Annotated in this window: 24 protein-coding genes and 1 pseudogene; 11 read left to right on the top strand and 14 right to left on the bottom strand. The window is 61.6% G+C overall.

The genetic code is table 11. From position 1 onward, the window contains the following. Nucleotides 1-51: 51 nt before the first annotated feature. The 6 genes from ACO6VD_RS00215 to ACO6VD_RS00190 all read right to left on the bottom strand — a co-directional run bounded on the left by ACO6VD_RS00215 (nt 52) and on the right by ACO6VD_RS00190 (nt 5,142). The gene (locus ACO6VD_RS00215) at nt 52-699 is read right to left on the bottom strand and encodes an O-methyltransferase (RefSeq protein ID WP_422416210.1); all 648 of its coding nucleotides are present in this window, start codon (nt 697-699) and stop codon (nt 52-54) included. Between the two features lie 16 nt (nt 700-715). Continuing rightward, complete coding sequence (locus ACO6VD_RS00210) at nt 716-1,249, bottom strand: C40 family peptidase (protein WP_191832857.1); 534 nt, start codon at nt 1,247-1,249, stop codon at nt 716-718. Nucleotides 1,250-1,383: 134 nt separating this feature from the next. Further along, on the bottom strand, nt 1,384-2,016 hold the full coding sequence (locus ACO6VD_RS00205) for a C40 family peptidase (RefSeq protein WP_400173424.1): 633 nt from the start codon (nt 2,014-2,016) through the stop codon (nt 1,384-1,386). Between the two features lie 115 nt (nt 2,017-2,131). Then, nucleotides 2,132-2,836, bottom strand: a complete 705-nt coding sequence (hda, locus tag ACO6VD_RS00200) for a DnaA regulatory inactivator Hda (protein ID WP_038608127.1) — start codon at nt 2,834-2,836, stop codon at nt 2,132-2,134. A gap of 157 nt (nt 2,837-2,993) precedes the next feature. Beyond that, a complete protein-coding gene (locus ACO6VD_RS00195) occupies nt 2,994-4,067 on the bottom strand; it encodes an AI-2E family transporter (RefSeq protein WP_400173426.1) in 1,074 nt (357 codons plus the stop codon). Between the two features lie 25 nt (nt 4,068-4,092). Beyond that, entirely contained in the window at nt 4,093-5,142 is a 1,050-nt protein-coding gene (locus ACO6VD_RS00190) for a DUF2066 domain-containing protein (RefSeq protein ID WP_422416209.1), read from the bottom strand. Nucleotides 5,143-5,487: 345 nt separating this feature from the next. Between ACO6VD_RS00190 and purM the strand changes: the two genes are divergently transcribed. From purM to ACO6VD_RS00170, 4 genes are all read left to right on the top strand, one after another. Next, complete coding sequence (gene purM, locus ACO6VD_RS00185; RefSeq protein WP_422416208.1) at nt 5,488-6,546, top strand: phosphoribosylformylglycinamidine cyclo-ligase; 1,059 nt, start codon at nt 5,488-5,490, stop codon at nt 6,544-6,546. After that, the gene (gene purN / locus ACO6VD_RS00180) at nt 6,546-7,199 is read left to right on the top strand and encodes a phosphoribosylglycinamide formyltransferase (protein ID WP_422416207.1); all 654 of its coding nucleotides are present in this window, start codon (nt 6,546-6,548) and stop codon (nt 7,197-7,199) included. The genes purM and purN overlap by 1 nt, the downstream gene beginning before the upstream one ends. Before the next feature lie 8 nt (nt 7,200-7,207). Further along, nucleotides 7,208-7,918 (top strand): DUF3108 domain-containing protein, encoded by a 711-nt coding sequence (locus tag ACO6VD_RS00175; protein ID WP_422416206.1) that lies wholly within the window; start codon nt 7,208-7,210, stop codon nt 7,916-7,918. A gap of 259 nt (nt 7,919-8,177) precedes the next feature. After that, complete coding sequence (locus ACO6VD_RS00170; RefSeq protein WP_400173350.1) at nt 8,178-8,360, top strand: hypothetical protein; 183 nt, start codon at nt 8,178-8,180, stop codon at nt 8,358-8,360. Between the two features lie 46 nt (nt 8,361-8,406). Here ACO6VD_RS00170 and ACO6VD_RS00165 read toward each other — a convergent pair whose 3' ends face one another. The 7 genes from ACO6VD_RS00165 to ACO6VD_RS00135 form a co-directional block, all read right to left on the bottom strand. Further along, nucleotides 8,407-8,946, bottom strand: coding sequence for a DUF2058 domain-containing protein (locus tag ACO6VD_RS00165; RefSeq protein WP_400173349.1), 540 nt, complete (start codon nt 8,944-8,946; stop codon nt 8,407-8,409). 25 nt (nt 8,947-8,971) lie between these two features. Then, a complete protein-coding gene (gene mazG, locus ACO6VD_RS00160) occupies nt 8,972-9,802 on the bottom strand; it encodes a nucleoside triphosphate pyrophosphohydrolase (protein ID WP_422416205.1) in 831 nt (276 codons plus the stop codon). A gap of 147 nt (nt 9,803-9,949) precedes the next feature. Then, nucleotides 9,950-12,190, bottom strand: coding sequence for a GTP diphosphokinase (relA, locus tag ACO6VD_RS00155; protein WP_400172873.1), 2,241 nt, complete (start codon nt 12,188-12,190; stop codon nt 9,950-9,952). Nucleotides 12,191-12,289: 99 nt separating this feature from the next. Then, complete coding sequence (gene rlmD, locus ACO6VD_RS00150) at nt 12,290-13,648, bottom strand: 23S rRNA (uracil(1939)-C(5))-methyltransferase RlmD (RefSeq protein WP_422416204.1); 1,359 nt, start codon at nt 13,646-13,648, stop codon at nt 12,290-12,292. Then, nucleotides 13,648-14,550, bottom strand: coding sequence for a cysteine synthase CysM (gene cysM, locus ACO6VD_RS00145; RefSeq protein WP_400172877.1), 903 nt, complete (start codon nt 14,548-14,550; stop codon nt 13,648-13,650). Before cysM ends, rlmD begins: the two co-directional genes overlap by 1 nt. A 94-nt stretch (nt 14,551-14,644) precedes the next feature. Beyond that, a complete protein-coding gene (locus ACO6VD_RS00140) occupies nt 14,645-16,084 on the bottom strand; it encodes a sensor histidine kinase (RefSeq protein WP_422416211.1) in 1,440 nt (479 codons plus the stop codon). Beyond that, the gene (locus ACO6VD_RS00135) at nt 16,071-16,787 is read right to left on the bottom strand and encodes a response regulator transcription factor (RefSeq protein ID WP_422416203.1); all 717 of its coding nucleotides are present in this window, start codon (nt 16,785-16,787) and stop codon (nt 16,071-16,073) included. The genes ACO6VD_RS00140 and ACO6VD_RS00135 overlap by 14 nt, the downstream gene beginning before the upstream one ends. A 217-nt stretch (nt 16,788-17,004) precedes the next feature. Here ACO6VD_RS00135 and ACO6VD_RS00130 point away from each other — a divergent pair, with 217 nt between their 5' ends. The 4 genes and pseudogenes from ACO6VD_RS00130 to ACO6VD_RS00115 form a co-directional block, all read left to right on the top strand. Next, nucleotides 17,005-19,758, top strand: a complete 2,754-nt coding sequence (locus ACO6VD_RS00130) for a response regulator (protein ID WP_422416202.1) — start codon at nt 17,005-17,007, stop codon at nt 19,756-19,758. Between the two features lie 65 nt (nt 19,759-19,823). Next, nucleotides 19,824-20,813: a 2-hydroxyacid dehydrogenase gene (locus ACO6VD_RS00125; protein WP_422416201.1), complete on the top strand. Its 990-nt coding sequence runs from the start codon at nt 19,824-19,826 to the stop codon at nt 20,811-20,813. 31 nt (nt 20,814-20,844) lie between these two features. Continuing rightward, the gene (locus tag ACO6VD_RS00120) at nt 20,845-21,282 is read left to right on the top strand and encodes a hypothetical protein (RefSeq protein ID WP_422416199.1); all 438 of its coding nucleotides are present in this window, start codon (nt 20,845-20,847) and stop codon (nt 21,280-21,282) included. Next, nucleotides 21,279-21,680: pseudogene (locus ACO6VD_RS00115) on the top strand (META domain-containing protein); the annotation flags it as partial. The gene ACO6VD_RS00120 and the pseudogene ACO6VD_RS00115, both read left to right, overlap by 4 nt. Before the next feature lie 68 nt (nt 21,681-21,748). Here ACO6VD_RS00115 and ACO6VD_RS00110 read toward each other — a convergent pair. Continuing rightward, nucleotides 21,749-22,213, bottom strand: coding sequence for a peroxiredoxin family protein (locus tag ACO6VD_RS00110; protein ID WP_422416198.1), 465 nt, complete (start codon nt 22,211-22,213; stop codon nt 21,749-21,751). 86 nt (nt 22,214-22,299) lie between these two features. Between ACO6VD_RS00110 and arsC the strand changes: the two genes are divergently transcribed. From arsC to ACO6VD_RS00095, 3 genes are read left to right on the top strand one after another with little or no spacing between them, the layout of a single operon-like run. After that, a complete protein-coding gene (gene arsC, locus ACO6VD_RS00105; protein WP_422416196.1) occupies nt 22,300-22,653 on the top strand; it encodes an arsenate reductase (glutaredoxin) in 354 nt (117 codons plus the stop codon). Then, complete coding sequence (gene wrbA, locus ACO6VD_RS00100; protein WP_038993899.1) at nt 22,650-23,255, top strand: NAD(P)H:quinone oxidoreductase; 606 nt, start codon at nt 22,650-22,652, stop codon at nt 23,253-23,255. The genes arsC and wrbA overlap by 4 nt, the downstream gene beginning before the upstream one ends. Further along, nucleotides 23,248-23,658, top strand: coding sequence for a DUF2069 domain-containing protein (locus tag ACO6VD_RS00095; protein WP_422416195.1), 411 nt, complete (start codon nt 23,248-23,250; stop codon nt 23,656-23,658). The genes wrbA and ACO6VD_RS00095 overlap by 8 nt, the downstream gene beginning before the upstream one ends. The last annotated feature ends 69 nt before the right edge of the window (nt 23,659-23,727 follow it).

Below are 23,727 nucleotides of genomic sequence, written 5' to 3'. Positions count from 1 at the left end.
CCAATCCCCCTCCCACTGGTTTCCCTGGTGGGAGCGTGTTTCCCCCGCGATTCAACGCTTACGACACAGCGTCAAGCCATCCCCTATGGGCAACATCGACAGGTCCACCCGCGGGTCGTCCTTGAGCGCAAGATTCAACGCCTGGATCGCTCGCGTATCCTCACTGTCCGGCTGCACCTGCAACACCCGCCCACTCCACAGCGTGTTGTCGAACAACACCAGCCCGCCCACACGCAGCAAACGCAGGGACGCTTCCAGATAGTGCGGATAGTTAGCCTTGTCGGCATCGATGAAGATCAGGTCGTAGCGCTCTGAGGGTAGTGTCGCCAGGGTCTGCAAGGCAGGCGCCAGACGCAGTTCGATACGTTCTGCCACCCCGGCCTCCTGCCAGTAGCGCCAGGCAATGGCGTTGTAGCTGCCTTCCAGGTCGCAGCAGAGCAACTGCCCCTGCTCCATCGCCTGGGCCATGCACAGGGCGCTGTATCCAGTGAACGTACCGACCTCAATCGCCCGCTGCGCGCCGATCAAGCGCACCAGCAAGGCCAGCAATTGTCCCTGCTCCGGCGCCACTTGCCAGCGCGCCTCGGGTAATGCCTGGGTTTCGGCGCGCAAACGGGCCAGCAACGGCGTCTCACGCAGAGAAACCGCTTGCAGGTAATGGTAGAGGGCATCGTCGAGGTAGAGCGTTTGTGCAGTCATCGCCTACCTCGCAAGGTCAGGGGTTACGCGCCAGGTGAGTCGGGGCCAGGACCCGTTTGGCGTTGAGGTAGGTTTTGTTCCAGTAGCTGTTGGACAAGTAGTCCAGACGCACCGTTCCACCGGCGGACGGGGCATGCACGAAACGGCCCTCGCCGACGTAGATACCGGCATGGCTGACCTGCGAACCGCCATTGGTGGCGAAGAACACCAGGTCGCCGGATTGCAGGGCGCCACGATCGATAGTGGGCGCACGCACGCCGATCATTTCCCGGGTAGTACGTGGCAAGGCAATGCCGGCAGCGTCACGATAGACATAACCGATCAAGCCACTGCAATCGAAGCCCGAATCCGGTGTGTTACCACCCCAGCGATACGGAGTACCGACCAGCCCCAAGGCACGGAACAGCACATCTTCGGCAACCGGAGAGAAATACACTTGAGGCGCCATGACGGCTGGCTCGACCACCTTGGGCGGGGTCGGGGCATGGCTGGAGCAGGCACCGAGCAGTGCCAGCAGGGAAAACAGAGCGAAGCGCGCCTTTATCGCCATGGTCAGAACATCCTGTCTGAAGCCGTCCGGCGCGGTGGCCGGAAATAGGTGAGAATTTAGATTAGACGCTTTCTGTAAACACGCACGGCGACGAGCTTTTCAGCTACGTCGCCGTGGTACCGCAAGGGGCATGATCAGTTGCGCGAGATGGTGGTCGCAGTCGGGGCCATGGCCAATGCACGTTTAGCTTCGATAAAGGTCTTACTCCAGTAGCGATCACCGAGCTTGTCGATGCGCACACCACCGCTACGGCGGCTGCTGGAATGAATGAACTGGTCGTCACCGAGGTAAATCCCGGCGTGACTGACACGACCGCGACCGTTGGTGCTGAAGAACAACAGGTCACCCGGCTTGAGGTTGTTACGTGCAACCAGCGGGGCCTTCACGTTGATCATTTCGCGGGTCGAGCGCGGCAGGTTGAGGCCAGCCTCTTCGCGGAACAGGTAGCCGATGAAGCCGCTGCAATCAAAGCCGGTGTTCTCGGAGGTGCCGCCAAAACGGTAACGGGTACCGATCAGGGACATGCCGCGTTCGAGAATGTTGTCGGCCAGGGCTGGCAGCTGGTAAGGCTTGCTGCTGGCAAAGTCCTGCAGCTCTTCTTCGGTGGCCAGTTCTTCCTCGAACACCGATGCGGTGGAGGACTTGGGCAGAATCTGAGCGGAAGCCGGCTGTTGAACCTGCTGCTGCGAAACAGGGCTATGAGCCGCGCAGCCAAAAAGCAGGGTCACAAGTGCGAGGGGCACGAGGGGTGCGAAGCGCTTTAGCATGGGCACGACCGTGTCTGGAATTTATAGAGGGGGAAACTATGCCTTCTATCGGTTCGATTTGCAAATTCAATCGAAAAAAATGTGACTTTTATGTGCCGAGGCTCTGGCCCCTGCTTTACCAGCCCAATGTTTCTTTCAAAAACGGGATGGTGAGCTTGCGTTGGGCCTGCAACGAGGCCTGGTCGAGACGTTCGAGCAGATCGAACAACGCGCTCATGCTGCGGGTGCCACGGGTAAGGATGAAGTGCCCGACCTCGTCGGAAAGCTGCAGACCGCGACGCGAAGCGCGCAGTTGCAAGGCGCGCAGTTTGTCTTCGTCAGACAGTGCGCGCATCTGGAAGATCAGCGCCAGGGTCAGGCGCGACTTCAGGTCGGCCAGCTTGATCGGCAACTCCCGCGGTGAACTGGACGCCGCCAGCAGCAAGCGTCGGCCGCTGTCACGCAGGCGGTTGAACAGGTGGAACATGGCCTCTTCCCACTCTGGCTTGCCGGCAATCACATGCAGGTCGTCCAGACACACCAGTTCGTACTGTTCGAGGTTATCCAGCAGCTCGACACCGCGGTCGAGCAGTTGCGCCAGTGGCAGGTAGACGGCGGGTTCGCCCAATTGCTCGAAACGCAGGCAGGCGGCTTGCAGCAGATGAGTACGCCCGACGCCCTGCTTGCCCCAGAGGTAGATCAGGCTTTCGGTCCAGCCGGCGTCGGCTTCGCAGAGTCGCTCGACGTAGCCCAATGCTGCGGCGTTGGCACCCGGGTAGTAGTTGATGAAGGTGGCGTCGTCTCGCAGACGCACACCCAAGGGCAACTGGATCGGTTTCATGCTGGCTGGGCGCTTCCGAAGAACCGCAAGGGGCCTTTTTTGAAAAGTCTGCAAAGTTTATACCCGTGGCGCCCCTCGCACAATCGGCGCGGACCACAAGTAAAATCAAAGGCTTGCATCTATGCCTGGCAATCGATGCAAGCCTATGGCCATCAAGCTAGAGATCCGGGTCGATTTCACCCGCGTACATATCCGACTCTTTATAGAGATCGTGGACATGCCGCAGCAGCACCATGATCACCGCCGCCACCGGCAGCGCCAGCAGAACACCGGTGAATCCGAACAGTTCTCCCCCGGCGAGAATGGCAAAAATCACCGCCACCGGGTGCAGACCGATACGATCCCCCACCAGCAGCGGAGTCAGGACCATGCCCTCGAGCGCCTGGCCGATCATGAACACCGCAGCAATAGCCAGTAGCGGATAAGGATCACCACCGAACTGGAACAACCCGGCAATCATCGCTGCGCCGATACCTATAATGAAGCCCATGTACGGGACGATGGCCGCCAGCCCTGCCAACAGGCCGATCAGCAGGCCGAGCTCAAGCCCCACCAGCATCAGGCCCGAGGCATAGATCACGCCAAGCGCGAGCATCACCAGCAACTGTCCGCGAACGAAGGCGCCGAGCACTTCGTGGCACTCTCCGGCCAGCGCCACCACCCGCTCTTCACGCTGACGTGGCAACAGCCTGCGGATCTTGGCCATCATCAGGTCCCAGTCGCGCAGCAGATAGAAGCTCACCACCGGGATCAGCACCAGGTTGGCCAACCAGCCCAGCAAGGCCAGGCCCGAGGCGGTGGCCTGAGACAGAATGATCCCGACAATGTCGGTGGTCTGGCCCATATGGCCACTGATGGCAGCCTTGATCTTGTCGAACTTCCAGAAACCATCGGCCAGCCCCAGCCGCACCTGCACCCAGGGCAAGGCGTCGTGCTGCAACCAGTCGAGCATCTGCGGCGCCAGCTCATAGAGCCGCACCAGTTGCCTGGCCAGCATCGGCACCAGCACCAGCAACAGCAGGGTCAGCACCAGGGTAAACAAGGTGAAGACCACCACCACGCCCCAGGTGCGCGACAACCCGGCGCGCTCCAGGCGATCAACCAGCGGGTCGGCCAGGTAGGCCAGCATGATACCCACCAAAAACGGCGAAAGAATTGGGTGCAGCCAGTACAACAACGCAGCACACAGCAACGTTACGCCGAGCCATACCCAGCGACGCATATCAGTCATGAACGGCTCCAGGCCAGGTCAGGGGTTACCAACGAAATCGCAGGCCAGTAAAAGGTTTCGGGGCAGCCGCCTGATTCGCTGGCGGATTGGCCGGATCAACAGCCGGCGGCTGTACCGGCGCCTCGGCTGGCAGTTCCTGCAATTTGGCCAGGCCCAACTGGGCGCGTAATTGATCGCTATTGCCAGTCACCTGATAGGTCAGGGTATCGCCGTCGACCTTGTTCAGACGTGCGCCATAGGGTTCCAGCACCCGGCCCAGTTCGGCATAGCGCGCCAGGTTCATACCTTGCACCTGTACCTGCATGTCACTGCTGGCACCCGGGCGGGCCACGAACCGCGGCGCCAGACGGCTGCTCACCGCCAGCATCACGGCATCGGCCAGCGCAGCCTGATCGGCCGCTTCCACTTTGCCTTGCTCGCGTTGCTCACCCAACCACAGGCGCCAGGTGCCCTGCCACTTGCCATCGGCTTCGCTGGCATGCACCGCCAATAGCGCGTCGGCGCCATAACGCTCGGACGCCTCGCGCAGGGGCGCAGGATCTGCACCTTCAAGATTTTTTGCGGTTGCCACCAATTGTTCATTGAGATCAGCCAGCGGCAGACGCAATGGCAGCCCACGGTGCTGGGCGGCGCGACGCAGCGGCACTGCACTGTTCTGGCCATCGCCGACCAGGCTTGAGCCTTCGGTGCTGTCGTTCAACCACCAGCCGAGGATCGAAGGCCGGTTGTTGCCCCACAGTGCCAGGCCAGCCTTGCGCAGGGTGCGCTCGGTACTGCCCGGGTCGAAGTCCACCAACACGGTTTCCGGCGGCCCCGCCTCGAAACCGAACTGGCTGATGATCTGTTGTGGATCCTTGCGCAGCGCTGCCAGGGCCGGGCTCTGCGCCGCCTTGGGGTCGCCGGTCAGGCGCAACACGAGGGTATCAAGGGCTTTGCCAGTAGCCTGAGTGCGAGCTTCGGCGCCCTGCCCTTCAACCGGTTCGCGCACCTGATAAAGCCCGGAGACGGTTTCGGCCTGAGCCGACAGTGCAAACAACGCAAGACAGCCAACGGCCAGGTAATTACGCAAATGCATGGAGGATTCCTGTCCTGATAATAAAGAAGCGATGCATATAAACAGATGGCGGTATGACCGCAGCAATGTGCAAAACATTCGCCCAACGCGGTCAATTTCATCTCATCGCCTTTGCTATACCTTATACAGCCTGCGCCCTGGCAACCAGTAAGACCCTGTCAAAGGCTATTTTTTTAGCCGATCAGGGCCCTGCCCGTCGGCCTGAGGATGGCCGCTACCGGGCAACCCTGATAAAATCGCGCGCCTTCGCAGACCGCTGACGGTCAGGCAGCCGGATTACCCTCCGCAATGCCTGACAGGTATCGGTCGATTCCCCTGAATCCCTCCCCCCTAAAGGCCTGGATCATGAGCAAGCAACCCTCCCTGAGCTACAAGGACGCCGGTGTAGACATCGACGCCGGTGAAGCATTGGTCGAACGCATCAAAGGCGTTGCCAAGCGCACGGCGCGCCCGGAAGTCATGGGCGGCCTGGGCGGTTTTGGCGCCCTCTGTGAAATCCCGGCCGGCTACAAGCAACCGGTTCTGGTTTCCGGTACCGACGGTGTCGGCACCAAACTGCGCCTGGCACTGAACCTGAACAAGCACGACAGCATCGGCCAGGACCTGGTCGCCATGTGCGTCAACGACCTGGTGGTCTGCGGCGCCGAGCCGCTGTTCTTCCTCGACTACTACGCCACCGGCAAGCTCAACGTCGACACCGCTGCTGCGGTGGTGACCGGTATCGGTGCAGGCTGCGAACTGGCTGGTTGCTCCCTGGTCGGCGGTGAAACCGCTGAAATGCCGGGCATGTACGAAGGCGAAGACTACGACCTGGCCGGCTTCTGCGTTGGCGTGGTGGAAAAAGCCGAAATCATCGACGGCTCCAAGGTTGCCACCGGCGACGCCCTGATCGCCCTGCCGTCTTCCGGCCCGCACTCCAACGGTTACTCGCTGATCCGCAAGATCATCGAAGTCGCCGGTGCCGACATTGAAAACATCCAGCTCGACGGCACCCCGCTGACCGAACTGCTGATGGCCCCGACCCGCATCTACGTCAAGCCGCTGCTCAAGCTGATCAAGGATACCGGCGCGGTCAAGGCCATGGCCCACATCACTGGTGGTGGCCTGCTCGACAACATCCCGCGCGTGCTGCCAAAAGGCGCCCAGGCAGTGGTTGACGTCGCCAGCTGGAATCGCCCGGCCGTCTTCGACTGGCTGCAGCAGCAAGGCAACGTTGACGAACACGAAATGCACCGCGTCCTGAACTGCGGCGTCGGCATGGTCATCTGCGTAGCCCAGGACCAGGTCGAAGTTGCCCTGAAAAACCTGCGCGACTCGGGCGAACAGCCATGGGTCATTGGCCAGATCGGCGTTGCTGCCGAAGGTGCTGCCCAGGTCGAGCTGAAGAACGTCAAGGCGCACTGATGCCAAGCACGTTCTGTGATGTCGTGGTGCTGTTGTCCGGCACCGGCAGCAACCTGCAAGCCTTGATCGACAGCGTCCGCACCGGCGATAGCCCGGTGCGGATCCGCGCGGTCATCTCCAACCGCGCCGATGCCTATGGCCTGCAGCGCGCCCGCGATGCCGGCATCGACACCGCAGTGCTCGACCACAAAGCCTTCGAGGGCCGCGAGGCATTCGACGCGGCCCTGGTCGAGCTGATCGATGGCTACCAGCCGCAACTGGTGGTGCTGGCTGGTTTCATGCGTATCCTCAGTGGCGGATTCGTGCGCCACTATCAAGGCCGCCTGCTGAATATCCATCCGTCGTTGCTGCCCAAGTACAAAGGCTTGCACACCCATCAGCGCGCCCTTGAGGCCGGTGACACAGAGCATGGCTGCAGCGTGCACTTCGTCACCGAGGAACTTGACGGCGGGCCGCTGGTCGTACAGGCAGTAATACCGGTAGAGTTGGATGACACGCCGGAACGCCTGGCACACAGGGTTCACAGCCAGGAACATCAGATTTACCCGCTGGCGGTGCGCTGGTTCGCTGAAGGCCGTTTGCGCCTCGGCGAGCACGGTGCTCTACTGGATGGCCAGCCTCTGGCGGCCAGCGGCCACTTGATTCGACCCTAGGAGATACTATGCGTCGCGCCCTGCTTCTCGCTCTTGCCGTGCTCGCACTACCGCTTCAGGCTGCAGATCTGAAACCTTTCTCGGCCAGCTACACGGCAGACTGGAAACAGCTGCCCATGAGCGGCACCGCCGAGCGCAGCCTGAAAAAGAACGCCGATGGTACCTGGGACCTCAACTTCAAGGCATCGATGATGATCGCCAGCCTGACCGAGGAAAGCACCCTGCGCCTCGACAAGGACATCCTGCTGCCACAGACCTACCACTTTGAACGTGGCGGCCTGGGCAAGGCCAAGAAAGTCGATCTGACTTTCGACTGGGGTAGCAAGTTCATCACCGGCACCGACCGCGGTGACGCCATCAAGCTGCCGCTCAACCGTGGCGTTCTGGACAAGTCCACCTATCAACTGGCCTTGCAACACGATGTCGCGGCCGGCAAGAAGAGCGTGAGCTACCAGGTGGTTGATGGCGACGAAATCGATACCTATGACTTCCGCGTCCTGGGCACCGAAAAAGTCACCACCAAGACCGGTCAGGTCGATGCCATCAAGGTCGAGCGCGTCCGCGATCCGAGCCAGAGCAAGCGCATCACCGAGCTGTGGTTCGCCAAGGACTGGGATTACCTGCTGGTACAACTGCGTCAGGTCGAGACTGACGGTAAGGAGTATGTGATCGTGCTGCAGGACGGTACGGTCGACGGCAAGGCGGTCAAGGGCAACTGATGGTTGTCTGACTGCTGGTAACACCCGAAACCCCGCCAAGTGCGGGGTTTCTTTTTACACCCTCGGTAGGAGCGGGGTTGTCCCACTATCTCAGGCTACCAGTCACATCGCATCGCGGGGCAAGCCCGCTCCCACAGAAGCCCGCTGCTACCGACATGAAAGATGTTTCATGGGCCAAGCATTTACTTAGCCAGCTAACAAATTCTATAAAAGAGACCTGCGACACGGTGCCGCAGTTAACTGAAAGTGGAGTTTGCAGATGACTGTCAAAGTAACTGAGCGCGACGAGAACAAAATGTCTTACGAAAGCCTGGCAGCAGGTCTGCGCATCTGGGATGTGCATCAACAGGACGAACTGGTGGGCATGTTCCACAATGAACACGAAGCCCACAACTACCGTATCGAACTGGAATTCCTCGAAACCAGACAGCAGCAGGAATAGCCCCGTCCAGAAAACACAAACCCCGCCGAAGCGGGGTTTGTCGTTTTTACCACATCAGGTCGTCAGGAATCACGTACGCCGCGTACGGATCATCGGCATCCGGTTCTTCCACCTGGGTGTTGAGCAGGACAATGCGCTTGGGGTCGCGCTCCTGGATCTTCAGCGCCGCTTCACGCGGGATCACTTCATAGCCACCACCATGGGCAACGATCGCCAGCGAGCCACTGCTCAGCTTGCTGCGCATCAGCGCGTTGACCGACAGACGCTTGACCTTCTTGTCGTCGACGAAGTTGTAGTAATCCTCAGTGGTCAGCTTGGGCAGGCGCGAGACCTCGATCAATTGCTTGACCTGGGCGGCACGGGCCTTCTGCTCGGCCTTCTCCTGCTGCTGGCGGTTGAGCTCCTGGTCGCGCTTGGCTTTTTCCGCCATGGCTTCCTTGGCCAGCCGCTGCTGGGTATCGTCAACTTCGACCTGGCCTTTATGCTCCAGGCGCTTTTGTTTCTTCTGCTCTTTACTGACCTGCTTGACCTGCTTCTGGTTGACCAGACCGGCTTTGAGCAATTGGTCACGAAGGGAAAGGCTCATTGTTCACTCACTTATGTGCTTCCGCTCAGCCGCAGCTGGGCAGGTTCTTTTCCTGGCGTTTGGCTTCGCCCCACAGCGCATCCATGTCTTCCAGGGTGCAATTTTCAATCGGACGCCCAGTATCGCGCAATGCCTGCTCGATAAATCGGAAACGTCGTTCAAATTTTTGGTTAGCGCCGCGCAGGGCGTTTTCCGGGTCGACCTTCAGGTGCCGGGCCAGATTGACCGTGGCGAACAACAGATCACCCAGCTCATCAGTCAGTGCTGCGTGATCGTTATCGGCCATGGCCTCGAGTACTTCGTCGAGTTCTTCGCGCACCTTGTCTAGCACCGGCAAGGCATCCGGCCAGTCGAAGCCGACCTTGGCCGTGCGTTTCTGCAGCTTGGCGGCCCGGGACAGGGCTGGCAAGGCGGCTGGCACGTCATCAAGCAACGACAGCTGCTCGGGTACACCCTTCTCGGCGCGCTCCTGGGCTTTGATTTCGTCCCAGCGCTGCTTGACCTGGGCCTCGTCGAGCTTGGGTGTGTCCAGCGGTGCGTACAGCTCCCCGGTGGGGAACACGTGAGGATGACGACGGATCAACTTGCGGGTAATGCTGTCGATCACCCCGGCAAACTCGAAGCGGCCTTCTTCACGGGCCAACTGGCTGTAATACACCACCTGGAACAACAAATCGCCCAGTTCACCCTGCAAGTGTTCGAAGTCGCTACGTTCGATGGCGTCGGCCACCTCGTAGGCTTCTTCGAGGGTGTAGGGAATGATGGTCGCGTAGGTTTGCTTGAGGTCCCACGGGCAGCCGTACTGCGGGTCACGCAAGCGGGCCATGAGGTGGAGCAGGTCGTCTAGGGTATACATCTCGGGTCTCTGCTATGGCCTTATCGCGGGGGGAACCCCCCCCCCCCAAGACGTGACTCCCCCCCTGGAGCAGGACTACGCCCCTGCTGCACGCGCTTGTGCTTCCCCCCCCCCCCCCCCCCCCCCCCCCCCCCCGCGATGGCTGTCTCAAGGCGTACGATTACGCCGCGTCTCGATAATGTTCGGCAACTGCGAAATCCGCCCAAGCAGACGCCCGAGAGCATCCAGGCCAGGAATCTCGATGGTCAGCGACATCAACGCAGTGTTGTCTTCCTTGTTCGAGCGGGTATTGACCGCCAGAACGTTGATCCGCTCGTTGAGCAACACCTGGGAAACGTCGCGCAGCAAACCCGGACGGTCATAGGCACGAATGATGATATCCACCGGATAGGTCTGTACCGGTACCGGCCCCCAGCTGACCTGGATGATCCGCTCCGGCTCGCGCCCGGCCAGCTGCAGCACCGAGGCGCAGTCCTGACGGTGGATGGTCACGCCACGACCGACAGTGATGTAGCCGACAATCGCATCGCCCGGCAACGGCTGGCAGCAGCCGGCCATTTGCGTGAGCAGGTTGCCGACGCCCTGGATCTGGATATCGCCACGCTTGCCCGGCTTGTAACCGGTTGCCTTGCGCGGTACCAGCTCGATGTGTTCGCTGCGCTCCGGCTCGACCAGTTGCTGGGCCGCATTGACCAGATGGGCCAGGCGCAGATCGCCTGCCCCCAGGGACGCGAACATGTCCTCGGCAGCCCTGAGGTTGGCCTTTTCCGCCAAGCGCTCGAAGTCCACCTGTGGCAATCCCAGACGATTGAGCTCGCGCTCAAGCAGAGTCTTGCCGGCCGCGACGTTCTGATCGCGTGCCTGAAGTTTGAACCAGTGAACAATCTTGGCCCGCGCCCGCGACGTGGTGACATAGCCCAGGTTCGAGTTCAACCAGTCGCGGCTGGGATTGCCGTGCTTACTGGTGATGATCTCGACCTGCTCACCGGTCTGCAGGCTGTAGTTGAGCGGCACAATCCGCCCATTGATCTTCGCACCGCGGCAGTTGTGGCCGATCTCGGTATGCACCCGGTAGGCGAAGTCCAGCGGCGTGGCGCCCTTGGGCAGGTCGATGGCATGGCCGTCAGGGGTGAAGACATACACCCGGTCCGGCTCGATATCGACGCGCAGCTGTTCGGCCAGGCCACCGATATCGCCCAGCTCTTCGTGCCATTCCAGGACCTGGCGCAACCAGGAGATTTTCTCCTCGTAGTGGTTGGAGCTGGATTTGACGTCGGTGCCCTTGTAGCGCCAATGCGCGCAGACGCCAAGCTCGGCCTCTTCATGCATGGCATGGGTACGGATCTGCACCTCAAGAACCTTGCCCTCAGGGCCGATCACCGCCGTGTGCAACGAGCGGTAGCCGTTCTCCTTGGGGTTGGCGATGTAGTCGTCGAACTCTTTCGGAATGTGCCGCCACAGGGTGTGGACGATCCCCAGCGCGGTGTAGCAGTCGCGCATTTCCGGGACCAGAACGCGAACCGCGCGCACGTCGTAGATCTGGCTGAATTCCAGACCCTTGCGCTGCATTTTGCGCCAGATCGAATAGATGTGTTTGGCCCGGCCACTGATGTCGGCTTTAACCCCGGTGGCCAGCAATTCGTTTTGCAGCTGATTCATCACATCGCTGATGAAGCGCTCACGGTCCAGGCGCCGCTCATGCAACAGCTTGGCGATCTGCTTGTACTGATCCGGCTCCAGGTAGCGGAAAGACAAGTCTTCCAGCTCCCATTTGATATGACCGATACCCAGGCGGTGCGCCAGCGGCGCGTAGATATCAAAGACTTCGCGGGCAACGCGGTTGCGTTTCTCGTCGTCGGCGCCTTTGACCGCGCGGATCGCACAGGTGCGCTCGGCCAGTTTGATCAGCGCCACACGGACGTCATCAACCATGGCCACGAGCATTTTGCGCAGGTTTTCGACCTGCGCCTGGGACCCCAGCACCAGTGATTGCCGGGGGCTGAGGCTGGCGCTGATGGCGGCCATGCGCAGCACGCCGTCGATCAGCTTGGACACCACCGGACCGAAGCGTTGGCCGACTTCAGCCAGGGTCACCTTGCCTTCGCGCACGGCACGGTAGATCACCGCCGCAACCAGGGAATCCTGGTCGAGCTTGAGGTCGGCAAGGATTTCGGCGATTTCCAGGCCGGCCTGGAAACTCGAGGTGCCGTCGGCCCAGGAATGCTTGGCCGGGTTACCTTTTTTCTCGATTTCCTGAGCGAACTCGCAAGCCTCCTTGAGGGCTTCACGGTCCAGCGCCAGGTCGACGCTCACCACATGATCCAGCCATGCTTCGAGATTGATACTGCCGTCGGTGTTGACCGGCTGGTGCACTCTCACCTGTACCATCTTTGTTTACCTTTCCCTACAGCGCATTCGCGATGCGCTTGATATCTCTGGTGCTGCCCCTGCCGGACCCAAGGTGCAGCGCCCAACGCGCCAGTCCCGCTAGCCCGCTTCGAATAACGCCATGGCTTCGACATGCGCCGTCTGAGGAAACATGTCGAGAATCCCGGCACATTTTAACCGGTAACCCTGCCTGACCAGCTCGAGCGTGTCGCGGGCCAGGGTTGCCGGGTTGCACGATACATACACCAGACGTTTCGCTCCAAGGTCGGCGATTTTTCGCACAACCTCGTAAGCACCGTCACGCGGTGGGTCCAAGAGTACCGCAGAAAAGCCTCCAGCGGCCCAGCCGGAGGCGGTCAAAGGCTGCGATAAATCGGCCTGAAAAAACTGCGTGTTATGCAAATTGTTGCTTTGGGCATTGGCCGCTGCCCGCTCGACCATTGCCTGTACACCTTCCACCGCCACCACTTCACGCGCCTGGCGGGCCAACGGCAGGGCGAAATTGCCCAGGCCGCAGAACAGATCAAGTACGCGCTCGTCGGCTTGCGGCGCCAGCCAGGCCAGCGCCTGCTCGATCATCGCCGTGTTGACCTCGGCGTTGACCTGGACGAAATCACCGGGCCGGTACGCCAGCTCCAGGTTCCACGGTGCCAGGGTAAAACCGAGCGTCTGACCCGCATCGACTGCAGAAGGTTCACCCTCGCCTTGCAACCATAGCTGCACACCCGCCTCATTGCAGAATGCCTGCAAGCGAGCCAGGTCGCCCTCGGCCAACGGCGCGGTATGCCGCAGCAGCAAGGCCAATGCGGTGCCGCTGAACAGCTCGACATGGCCTACCACCTGCGGTTTGCTCAGACTCTGCAAAAGCATTGGCAGGTGACGCATGATGGACTGCAAGGGTTGTACCAGTACCGGGCACTCGTCGATGGCGACGATGTCCTGGCTGGCTTCAGCACGGAAACCGACTTCCAGCTTTTTCGCCTTGGCATCCCAACGCACCGCCACCCGTGCACGGCGCCGGTAACCGAATTCGGGGCCGCTCAAAGGGGCTGCCCAACGCTCGGGCGTCACACCCGCGACGCGCTGCAACTGCTCGGCGAGCAAACGCTGCTTGAGGTTCAGTTGGTCAGCATGGGACAGGTGCTGCAGGTTGCAACCACCGCAGCGGTCGAAGTGCTTGCAGGGTGCCTCGCGGCGCTCTGGACTGGCGCTGAACACCCGTTCCAGACGTGCTTCGACTACCTTGCCGTGGGTGTTGAGCACCCGCGCTTCGACGTCCTCGTCTGCCAAAGCACCGCTGACAAACCAGGTACGACCTTCGAGAAAGGCAATGCCGCGGCCATCCCCCGCCAGACGCTCGATACGCAAGCGCTGCTTTTTACCCGTGGGAATCTGTGGCGCACGGCTGCCGCCGGCCGGCTGGAAGCGCAGGCCGCTGTTGCGTTTACTTTTGGACATCAGTTCGCCGCGTCGAAAATGCCGGTCGACAGGTAACGGTCGCCACGGTCACAAATAATTGCCACGATCACGGCATTTTCCAGTTCGCGGGACAGACGCAACATCGCCGCCACTGCACCACCAGAAGACACGCCGCAGAAAATGCCCTCTTCGCGAGCCAGTCGGCGCGTGGTCTCTTCGGCTTCGCTCTGGGCCATGTCGATCACGCGATCGACGCGATCAGCCTGGTAGATCTTCGGCAGATACTCTTCGGGCCAGCGCCGAATACCCGGAATTGCCGAACCTTCCATCGGTTGCAGACCAACGATCTGCACCGCCGGGTTCTGCTCCTTGAGGTAACGCGAGCAGCCCATGATGGTACCGGTGGTGCCCATGGAACTGACGAAATGGGTAATGGTGCCCTGGGTCTGGCGCCAGATCTCGGGACCGGTGCTGACATAGTGGGCTTCTGGATTGTCACCATTGCCGAACTGGTCAAGGACCAGGCCACGGCCGTCGGCTTGCAGTCGGTCGGCCAGGTCGCGAGCGCCTTCCATGCCTTCTTCCTTGCTGACCAGGATCAGCTCGGCGCCATAGGCGGTCATTGCCGCTTTGCGTTCGGCACTGGAGTTGTCAGGCATGATCAGGATCATCTTGTAACCCTTGATCGCCGCCGCCATGGCCAAAGCAATCCCGGTGTTGCCCGAGGTCGCTTCGATCAGGGTATCGCCCGGCTTGATCTGCCCACGCAGTTCAGCACGGGTAATCATCGACAACGCCGGCCGGTCCTTGACCGACCCTGCCGGGTTATTGCCTTCAAGCTTGAGCAGGAGGGTGTTGCTGGTTTCACCGGCAATGCGCTGCAGGCGGACCAGAGGCGTGTTGCCGACGCAATCGGCGATGGTTAGGTACTGCAAGGTCATGGCGTAGTTCGCAATCCAGACTGCGGGGGCGCCTATCATACCGGCAAACGCGGCTTGCCCATATCACGCAATGTGCGGGTGTTATACCGGCCAGTTATAACCCGGTGGGGGCGGGCTTTGCCCCGCGAGACGATGAGCCTGACAACCCGCAATCGCGGGGCAAGCCCGCTCCCACCTGCTGAACAGCGGGTAACAGAATATTCAGCCGCAGCCCTTGCCCGGTATTCTGCGCCCACAGACGCCCACCCTGGCGGGCGATGGCATTGCGGGCGATGCTCAGGCCCAGGCCGAAACCACCATCTCCCGGGCGCGAGCCGTCCAGCCGGGTAAACGGCGCGAAGATGCGTTCAAGCTCGGCTTCTGCAACCCCGCCGCCCTGATCCTCCAGCCACAGCAACCAATGATCGTCCTGACGACGTCCACCCAAACGAATCACGCCAGTAGCCGGCGAGTGACGGATGGCATTGCGCAGGATGTTTTCCAGGGCCTGGGCCAGGCTGTTGAGATTGCCCTGTACCCAGCATGAGGCGTCCAGGCTGCAATGCAGTTGCGAGGACGGCCAGGTGCTTTCAAAGCAGGCATCCTCGGCGAGCATTTCCCACAGCGCCTGGACCTGAATCGGCTCCTTGCTCATCGGTGTGCGCTCGGTATCGAGCCAGGCCAACTGCAGGGCATCCTCGACCAGACGCTGCATGCAGTCGATCTCACGGCCCAGGCGTTCACGCAACTGCCCGGCGTCCGCTTCGCCTTCGCAGGCGACACGCAGTCGGCTCAGAGGCGTGCGCAGCTCATGGGACAGGTCGCGTAAAAGTTGCTGTTGCAGAGCTACCGTGCCTTGCAGTCGTTCGGCCATGTCATCGAATGCGCGGCCCAGTTCGCCCAGCTCATCCTGGCGGCTGGTGGTGCTGCTGGCGACCCGCGCCGACAACTGATCCGCGCGCCAGGCGTTGGCCTGCTCGCGCAACTGGATCAGCGGCATGATCAGCATGCGGTACAGGCCGATGCAAAACAGCAAGGTGAACAACCCCGGAATCACGCCGTTGGTCATAAACTGCCAGAACAGACGGTAGCGGCCGGGCATCAGGCGCTCTGGCAATTCGATCACCAGTAAACCTTGCTCCGGATGCTCGACGAAGGGCACACGCATCCACGGCAAGCCGATCACCCGGCGGCTGACCGGCCAGTCGATGCCGCGCAAAAAGGTGATCTTGCGACTTTGTTCAGGGGTCAGGGCGGTGCTGCTCAGCGACTGCAGATCCGGCCCCAGCACATTCAGCCAGATACCTTCCTCGGCGGCCGTTTCGGCCATCCAGGCATCGACCCCCGCCTGCCCGTCTTGCTCCCAGGCGCGCTCGGCCGCAGCGGCATAGTCGGTCAAAGTGACCCGGGCCTGGTCAGAGAGGTAGGCGTTCTGGGTTTCCATGTGCCGGCCCCAGCTCCAGCTCAGGCCAATCATTAACAGGCAGAAACAGACCAGCAGGATCGCCAGCTTCCAGAACAGCGAATGACGATTTGGCAATTCAGTTGACCTCAGTGGCGCTGAGTACATACCCCTTGCCCCAGACCGTACGCAGCTCCCGCTCCTGATAGCCGATGGTCTTGAGCTTGCGCCGGATCTGGCTGACGTGCATGTCCAGGCTGCGGTCATGACGCGCGTAGCCGCGCTGCAGCACCTGCTGGTACAGGAAGGGCTTGCTCAGCACTTCTTCATGGCTGCGGTGCAAAATGTCGAGCAGGCGGTATTCGCTCAGGGTCAGCCCGGCCCAGCGCCCGCCGCAACAGACATCACAGGTCTGCTCGTCAAACTGCAGGGCACCCTCTTGTGGCGTGGCAGGCTCCTGGCGCCGGCGCTCCAGCGCCACACGCCTCAGGATTGCCTCGATGCGCACCTTCAGCTCGGCCATGCTGAAGGGCTTGGGTAGATAGTCATCAGCGCCGCGCTGGAAACCGGTGATGCGATCCGCCTCGGCGCCCAGGGCAGACATCATGATCACCGGTGTAGAACTGCTTTCACGCAGCTTGGCCAGCACATCCAGACCGTTCAACCCGGGTAGCAGGATATCGACCAGCACCACGTCAAAACGCGACTCGCGCGCAATATCCAAGCCTTCGCGACCATTCTTGCACCAGGTGACTTTAAAGCCTCCCCGCTGCAATTCTTCATGCAGGTAAGCACCCAGAACCGGATCGTCCTCGATGGCAAGTATGTTGGATTCGCTAATAGCTACGGGATTCATTGGCGGGTGCTAGCAATTCTCAGTTACGCGATTATTGAGTAATTGCCTGGTGCAGGCAACCCGCAACTGCTCGTCGGCACGGCGACCGAGAATTCACCTACATCAAAAGTAGATACAAATGAGTGCATTGCGCGAGAAGGCGCGGTACTTTTCCGACTTGGTCCGCCAGCAAGCTCCGACGGCGGCTTACAGCACTTGCCAGGCACAGGAGAGTTGCGTGCTGAATCGTTTGGGAATCCGCAGCCGCGTAATGCTGCTGGCATCGCTACCTGCTGGCCTGATGGCGCTGCTGTTGGGCAGCTATTTCACCTGGCTGCAGCAGAACGAACTGCAAACCCAACTGCTGCAGCGTGGCAAGATGATTGCCGAACAACTGGCACCCCTGGTGGCTCCGGCCCTGGTCCGTGATGACCCGGCACAGCTCGAGCGCATCGCCGCCCAGGCCCTGGAACAGGCGGATGTGCGCGCCGTCGCCTTCCTTGGCCCGGAGCGCAACAACCTCGCCCACGCCGGCCCGAGCATGCTCAACCAGGCACCTGCCGGAGGCGGCACCGAGTTGCTGCAGCGCACCGGCAGTGATGCCACCCGTTACCTGCTGCCGGTGTTCGGCCACCACCGCGACCTGGCCGGCGAACGTGTGCCGAACGAAGCGGATCGCCTGCTCGGCTGGGTAGAAATTGAGCTGTCCCACGACGGCACCCTGTTGCGCGGTTACCGCAGCCTGTTCACCAGTCTCCTGCTGATTTTCTTCGGCATGGTCGCCACGGTATTGCTGGCGTTGCGCATGAGCCGCACGATCAATGGCCCCATCGGCCAGATCAAACACGCCGTGACCCAACTCAAGGACGGCAACCTGGAAGAGCGCCTGCCGGTAATGGGCAGCTATGAGATGGATGAGCTGGCCGCAGGCATCAACCGCATGGCTGAAACCCTGCAAAGCGCCCACGAGGAATTGCAGCACAGCATCGACCAGGCCACGGAAGATGTACGCCAGAACCTGGAAACCATCGAAATCCAGAACATCGAGCTGGATATGGCGCGCAAAGAAGCGCTGGAAGCGAGCCGGATCAAGTCCGAGTTCCTCGCCAACATGAGCCACGAGATCCGTACACCGCTCAATGGCATCCTGGGCTTCACCCACCTGCTGCAAAAAAGCGAGTTGAGCCCGCGCCAGCTCGACTACCTGGGCACTATCGAGAAGTCCGCCAGCAGCCTGCTCGGCATCATCAACGAGATCCTCGATTTCTCCAAGATCGAGGCCGGCAAGCTGGTACTCGACAGCATTCCGTTCAACCTGCGCGACCTGATCCAGGACACCCTGACCATCCTCGCCCCCGCCGCGCATGCCAAGCAGCTGGAGCTGGTCAGCCTGGTCTATCGCGACACGCCGCTGTCGCTGGTGGGCGACCCGTTGCGCCTGAAGCAAATCCTCACCAACCTGGTGAGCAATGCCATCAAGTTCACCCGCGAAGGCACCATCGTCACCCGGGCCATGCTCGAAGAGGAACACGAGGACAGCGTACAACTGCGCATCTGCGTCCAGGACACCGGTATTGGCCTGTCCAACCAGGATGTACGGGCGCTGTTTCAGGCCTTCAGCCAGGCCGACAACTCACTGTCGCGCCAGCCGGGCGGCACCGGACTGGGGCTGGTGATTTCCAAACGCCTGATCGAGCAGATGGGTGGCGAAATAGGCGTCGACAGCACCCCGGGCGAAGGCTCGCAATTCTGGGTCAGCCTGCGCCTGCCCAAGGCCAGCGACGACGCCGAGGACCTGCCGCTGCAATCGCTGGTGGAGCGCCGGGTGGCCATCGTCGATGCCCATGAACTGGCACGCCAGGCGCTGGCACACCAACTGGAAGATTGCGGCCTGCGGGTAACCGCGTTCAATTCGATCGACCCACTGCTGCATGCCGTGGCAGCAGCGCGCATGGCGGGCGAACCGTTCACCCTGGCCGTTCTGGGGGTCAACCTCGACAGCGTCTCGCCGGAACGCCTCGGCCAGTACATTCAGCAACTGGAGCGCCTGGACTGCCAGGCGCTGGTGCTCTGCCCTACTACAGAACAGGCGCTCTACCACCCTTACCTGCCCAACGCCCATGGCCAGCTACAAGCCAAACCAGCGTGCACGCGCAAATTGCGCCGGGCTTTGCTGGAACTGGTCCAGCCACGGCGCACGGTCAGCGAAGCCAAGGTCAGCAGCGACCAGCCGCTGCCGAAAGTGCTCTGCGTCGACGACAACCCGGCCAACCTGTTGCTGGTGCAAACCCTGCTCGAAGACCTCGGTGCTGAAGTGCTGGCGGTCGACAGCGGCTATGCCGCCGTCCAGGCGGTACAGGATGAACGCTTCGACCTGGTGCTGATGGACGTGCAAATGCCAGGCATGGACGGTCGCGAGTGCACCGAGCAGATTCGCCAGTGGGAAAGCAGCCAGAGCGGCGCACCACTGCCGATCGTTGCCCTCACCGCCCACGCCATGGCCAACGAAAAACGCGCCCTGCTGCACAGCGGCATGGACGACTACCTGACCAAACCGATCAGCGAGCGCCAGCTGGCCCAAGTGGTACTGAAATGGACCGGCCTGAACCTGACGCCGGCGCACAACGAGCGTATGCCCGAGCGCATTGCCAACAGCAGTGAACTCAAGGTCCTCGACCCGGAAGAAGGCCTACGCCTGGCAGCCGGTAAACCGGACCTGGCCGCCGACATGCTGGCCATGTTGCTGGCATCGCTGGAGGCCGACCGCGAGGCGATCCGCGCCGCCCGCGAAGCCTCTGACCGCAACGGCATGATCGAGCGCGTACATCGTCTCAATGGCGCCTCGCGTTACTGTGGGGTGCCGCAACTGCGCGCAGCCTGCCAACGTAGCGAAACCCTGCTCAAACAGAATGACCCGGAAGCACCGCGTGCCCTCGACGAACTGGACCGGGCCATCATCCGCCTCACCGCCCAGGCGCGTCTGAGCGCCTGACCTGAAGCAAGGTGATCAACAGCCCCCACGGTTAGACTTTCCGGCAATCGACTCAGGAAGACCTCATGCGCGTATTGTTTTTCAGCAGCCAGACCTACGATCAGGACAGTTTCAACAACGAGCCGGCGAGCCATAGCCTGGAACTGCACTTTCAGCCAGCGCGCCTGAACGAAGACACCGCAGCGCTGGCCAGCGGTCATGAAGTGGTCTGCGCATTCATCAACGATGACCTCAATGCCACCGTGCTCAAACGCCTTGCCGCCGGCGGTACGCGCCTGATCGCCCTGCGCTCGGCCGGCTACAACCATGTCGACCTTGCCGCAGCGAAAAGCCTGGGCCTGGCGGTGGTTCGTGTACCGGCCTATTCGCCGCATGCCGTGGCGGAACATGCCGTCGCCTTGATCCTGGCCCTCAACCGTCGCCTGCACCGCGCCTACAACCGCACCCGCGAAGGCAACTTCAGCCTGCACGGGCTGACCGGCTTCGACCTGCATGGCAAAACCGTCGGGGTGGTCGGCACTGGCCAGATCGGTGCTGCCTTCGCCCGCATCATGGCCGGTTTCGGCTGCCAGCTGCTGGCGTACGATCCTTACCCCAACCCGGAGTTGCTGGCCCTGGGCGCGCGTTATATGGAATTGCCGGAGCTGCTGCGCCAGGCACAGATCATCAGTCTGCACTGCCCCCTGACCGAACACACCCGCCACCTGATCAACCCGCAGAGCCTTTCGCAACTGCAGCCCGGCGCCATGCTGATCAATACCGGCCGTGGTGCACTGATCGATACACCGGCGCTGATCGAGGCCTTGAAGGACGGCCAACTGGGCTACCTCGGCCTGGATGTCTATGAGGAAGAAGCCCAGCTGTTCTTCGAAGACCGCTCCGACCTGCCGCTGCAGGACGACGTGCTGGCGCGCCTGCTGACCTTCCCCAATGTGATCGTTACCGCCCACCAGGCCTTCCTCACCCGCGAGGCGCTGGCAGCCATTGCTGCAACGACACTGGACAACATTACCCGCTGGGCGGCAGGCAATCCGCAAAACTTGGTTGAGGGTTGATGCTAGGATACGCGGCAGATTTGGAGGACCCATGGTCGAACACGATTTCCGCTACAACCTGTTTAACCCGCAACACACCCTGATCGAATGCCGCGCCCTGGTGCCAGGCCGCTATCAAGTGACCGGCAATGGCGGTTCGATTCAGAAGAACGATGTCCTGCTGGTAACCCTGAAAGGCAGCAAGGACTTGTCCATGCGCCTGACCGTGGAAACCGTACGCCACCTGATCAACCCGACCGGCCAATGGGTCGCGGTGGCCAGCGGCCCGGTATTCGGCGAACTGGCGATCCACACCTGGGAAGTCAACTGCGACAGCTGCCAGGCCAACCTGAGCTTCGAGTTTGCGGTGGATGGCAAGCTGGGCAAGAAAGCCCTGCAACCAGCCGCTACTGCACGCATCGCAGAGCTTGGCTGGACCAGCCGTGGCGATAAACACCTGTGCCCGAAATGCAAGGAGACGGCCCAGTGAAAAACCTGCTCCTCTCAGCCCTGACCGGCACCGCCCTGCTGGGTTGTGCGGCCGAGCCGATGAAGCTGGAACAAGAACGCAGCTACCTGCTGGAATGGATCGGTGAGCGTCCATTGATGGACTACAGCCACCTGACCCTGACCCTGGCAGAAGACGGCCGGGCGTATGGCAATGCGGGTTGCAACCACTGGTTCGCGCCTTACCAGCTCGACGGTGACAAACTCACCTTCGGCAAAGTCGGCAGCACCCGCAAGTTGTGTGCCCCGGCCTTGATGGAACAGGAAAAGCGCTTCCTCCAGGCCCTTGAGACTGTCCAGCGCTGGGACATCTCGCCGATCGAACAGGTGCGTTTCTGGCCTGCCGAGGGCAAGCCGCTGCGTTTCTGGCCTGAAGAAGGCAGAGACGATAATCACGAACCACCGCCCCAGGGGGAGGCCTTCCTCCCCCGCGATAAATCCAGCGCCAATCAAGCCCCTTTAAGCGCCTTGATCTTCGCGTTCAAGCCCTCAAGCGTCTGCTCACCCATCAACTGCTCGCGTACCTTGCCCTTGTCATCAATGATGTACGTCACCGGCAAGGCTTCACTGCGCGGCAGTTCATAACGCTCGGCCGGATCCTGGGCGAGCACGGTGAAACCGATCCCCAGGGCTTCAGTGGCCTTTTTCAGCTCCTCACCCTGCAAGCCGTCGAAGTTCACGCCCAGAACCTTGACGCCTTGTGCCTGCCATTGCTTGGCGGCGGCATTGAGCTCCGGTATTTCAGTCCTGCACGGGCCACACCATTCAGCCCAGTAGTTGAGCACCAGCCAGTGCCCGTCGATCTGCTCGGCTTTTACGGTCTGGCCGTTCTGGTCCAGGCCATAGTCTGCACCGCAACCGCCGAGCAACAGGCTCGCGGTGATGGCCAGTGCTGCTGCCAAACGCCTTGTCATGGGTCAATCCTTCTCGAAGATTCAAGCAAAATGCGAAGTCGCTGCGGTTAGAATAGCCGCCACACCCTGCTGGATGCGACCCGAACATGACTGACCTGACCCTCTATCACAATCCGCGCTGCTCCAAATCCCGCGGCGCACTCGAACTGCTCGAAGCCCGTGGCCTGGCGCCAACCGTGGTGCGTTACCTGGAAACCCCGCCGAGCGCCAGCGAACTCGAGGCCCTGCTCGGCAAGCTGGGCATCGGTGCGCGCCAACTGCTGCGCAGCGGTGAAGACGAATACAAGGACCTCAACCTGGCCGATCCGGCCTTGAGCGAGGCGCAACTGATCGACGCGATGGTCAAGCACCCCAAGCTGATCGAGCGACCGATCCTGATTGCCGGTGACAAAGCCGTGATCGGCCGCCCACCAGAGAAGGTGCTGGAGATTCTGCCGTGAGCGCGCCTTACATCCTGATTCTGTTTTACAGCCGCCACGGCTCGACCAGCGAGATGGCCCGGCAGATTGCCCGCGGTGTCGAAATGGCCGGCCTGGAAGCGCGGATCCGCACGGTGCCGGCGATTTCCACCGAATGTGAAGCGGTAGCCCCGGACATTCCCGACACCGGCGCGCTGTACGCTACCCTGGATGACCTGCGCCACTGCTCCGGCCTGGCCCTGGGCAGCCCGACGCGCTTTGGCAATATGGCCGCGCCGCTGAAGTACTTCATCGACGGCACCAGCAGCCTGTGGCTCAGCGGTGGCCTGGTGGGCAAGCCTGCAGCAGCCTTCACCTCCACTGCCAGCCTGCATGGCGGCCAGGAGTCGACCCTGCTGTCGATGCTGTTGCCCCTGATGCACCACGGCATGCTGATCATGGGACTGCCCTATAGCGAGTCGGCGTTGCTGGAAACCCGTGGTGGCGGCACGCCCTATGGCGCCAGCCACCACGCCGGAGCCGACGGCAAACGCGACCTGGACGCCGACGAAATTGCCCTGTGCCGCGCGCTGGGGCAACGCCTGGCAAGTACCGCCAAACTGCTGGAGAACGGCCGTGGCTAAAAAGCCCAAGGTGCTGCCCTCGATCGACTGGCTGACCCCACGCCTGCGCCTGGCCCGGGCGTTGAGCCTGGCGAGCTTTTTCGGCCTGATTGCCCTGCTGACCATCAACAATCTACTGTTCGCCGACCTGCATGGCGCACGTACCGGCGTCATCCTCGCGGTCGAGCTGGTGCCGCTGGCGCTGTTGCTGCCGGGCATGCTCCTGGGCAACGCACGCGCCCATGCCTGGACCTGCTTCGTGGTCAATCTGTACTTCATCAAGGGGGTACTGGCCGCATTCGACCCGGCGCGCGCGCTGTTCGGCTACCTGGAAGTGGCGATCAGCCTGGCGCTGTTTGTCAGTGCCTTGCTGTATGTGCGCTGGCGCTTTCAGTATGACCGGCGGTTGGCCGGGGAAGGCTGAAACCTATCGCGGGGGGAGGGAGCACCCCCCAAAAAGAGGGGGAGGTACTTTTTGGGGGGATTTTCCCCC

This window comes from Pseudomonas sp. GZD-222 (genome assembly GCF_049310525.1).
Lineage (GTDB): Bacteria > Pseudomonadota > Gammaproteobacteria > Pseudomonadales > Pseudomonadaceae > Aquipseudomonas.
Note: the sequence above shows the minus strand (reverse complement) of the source record. Positions and strands in the feature narration are given on the sequence as shown.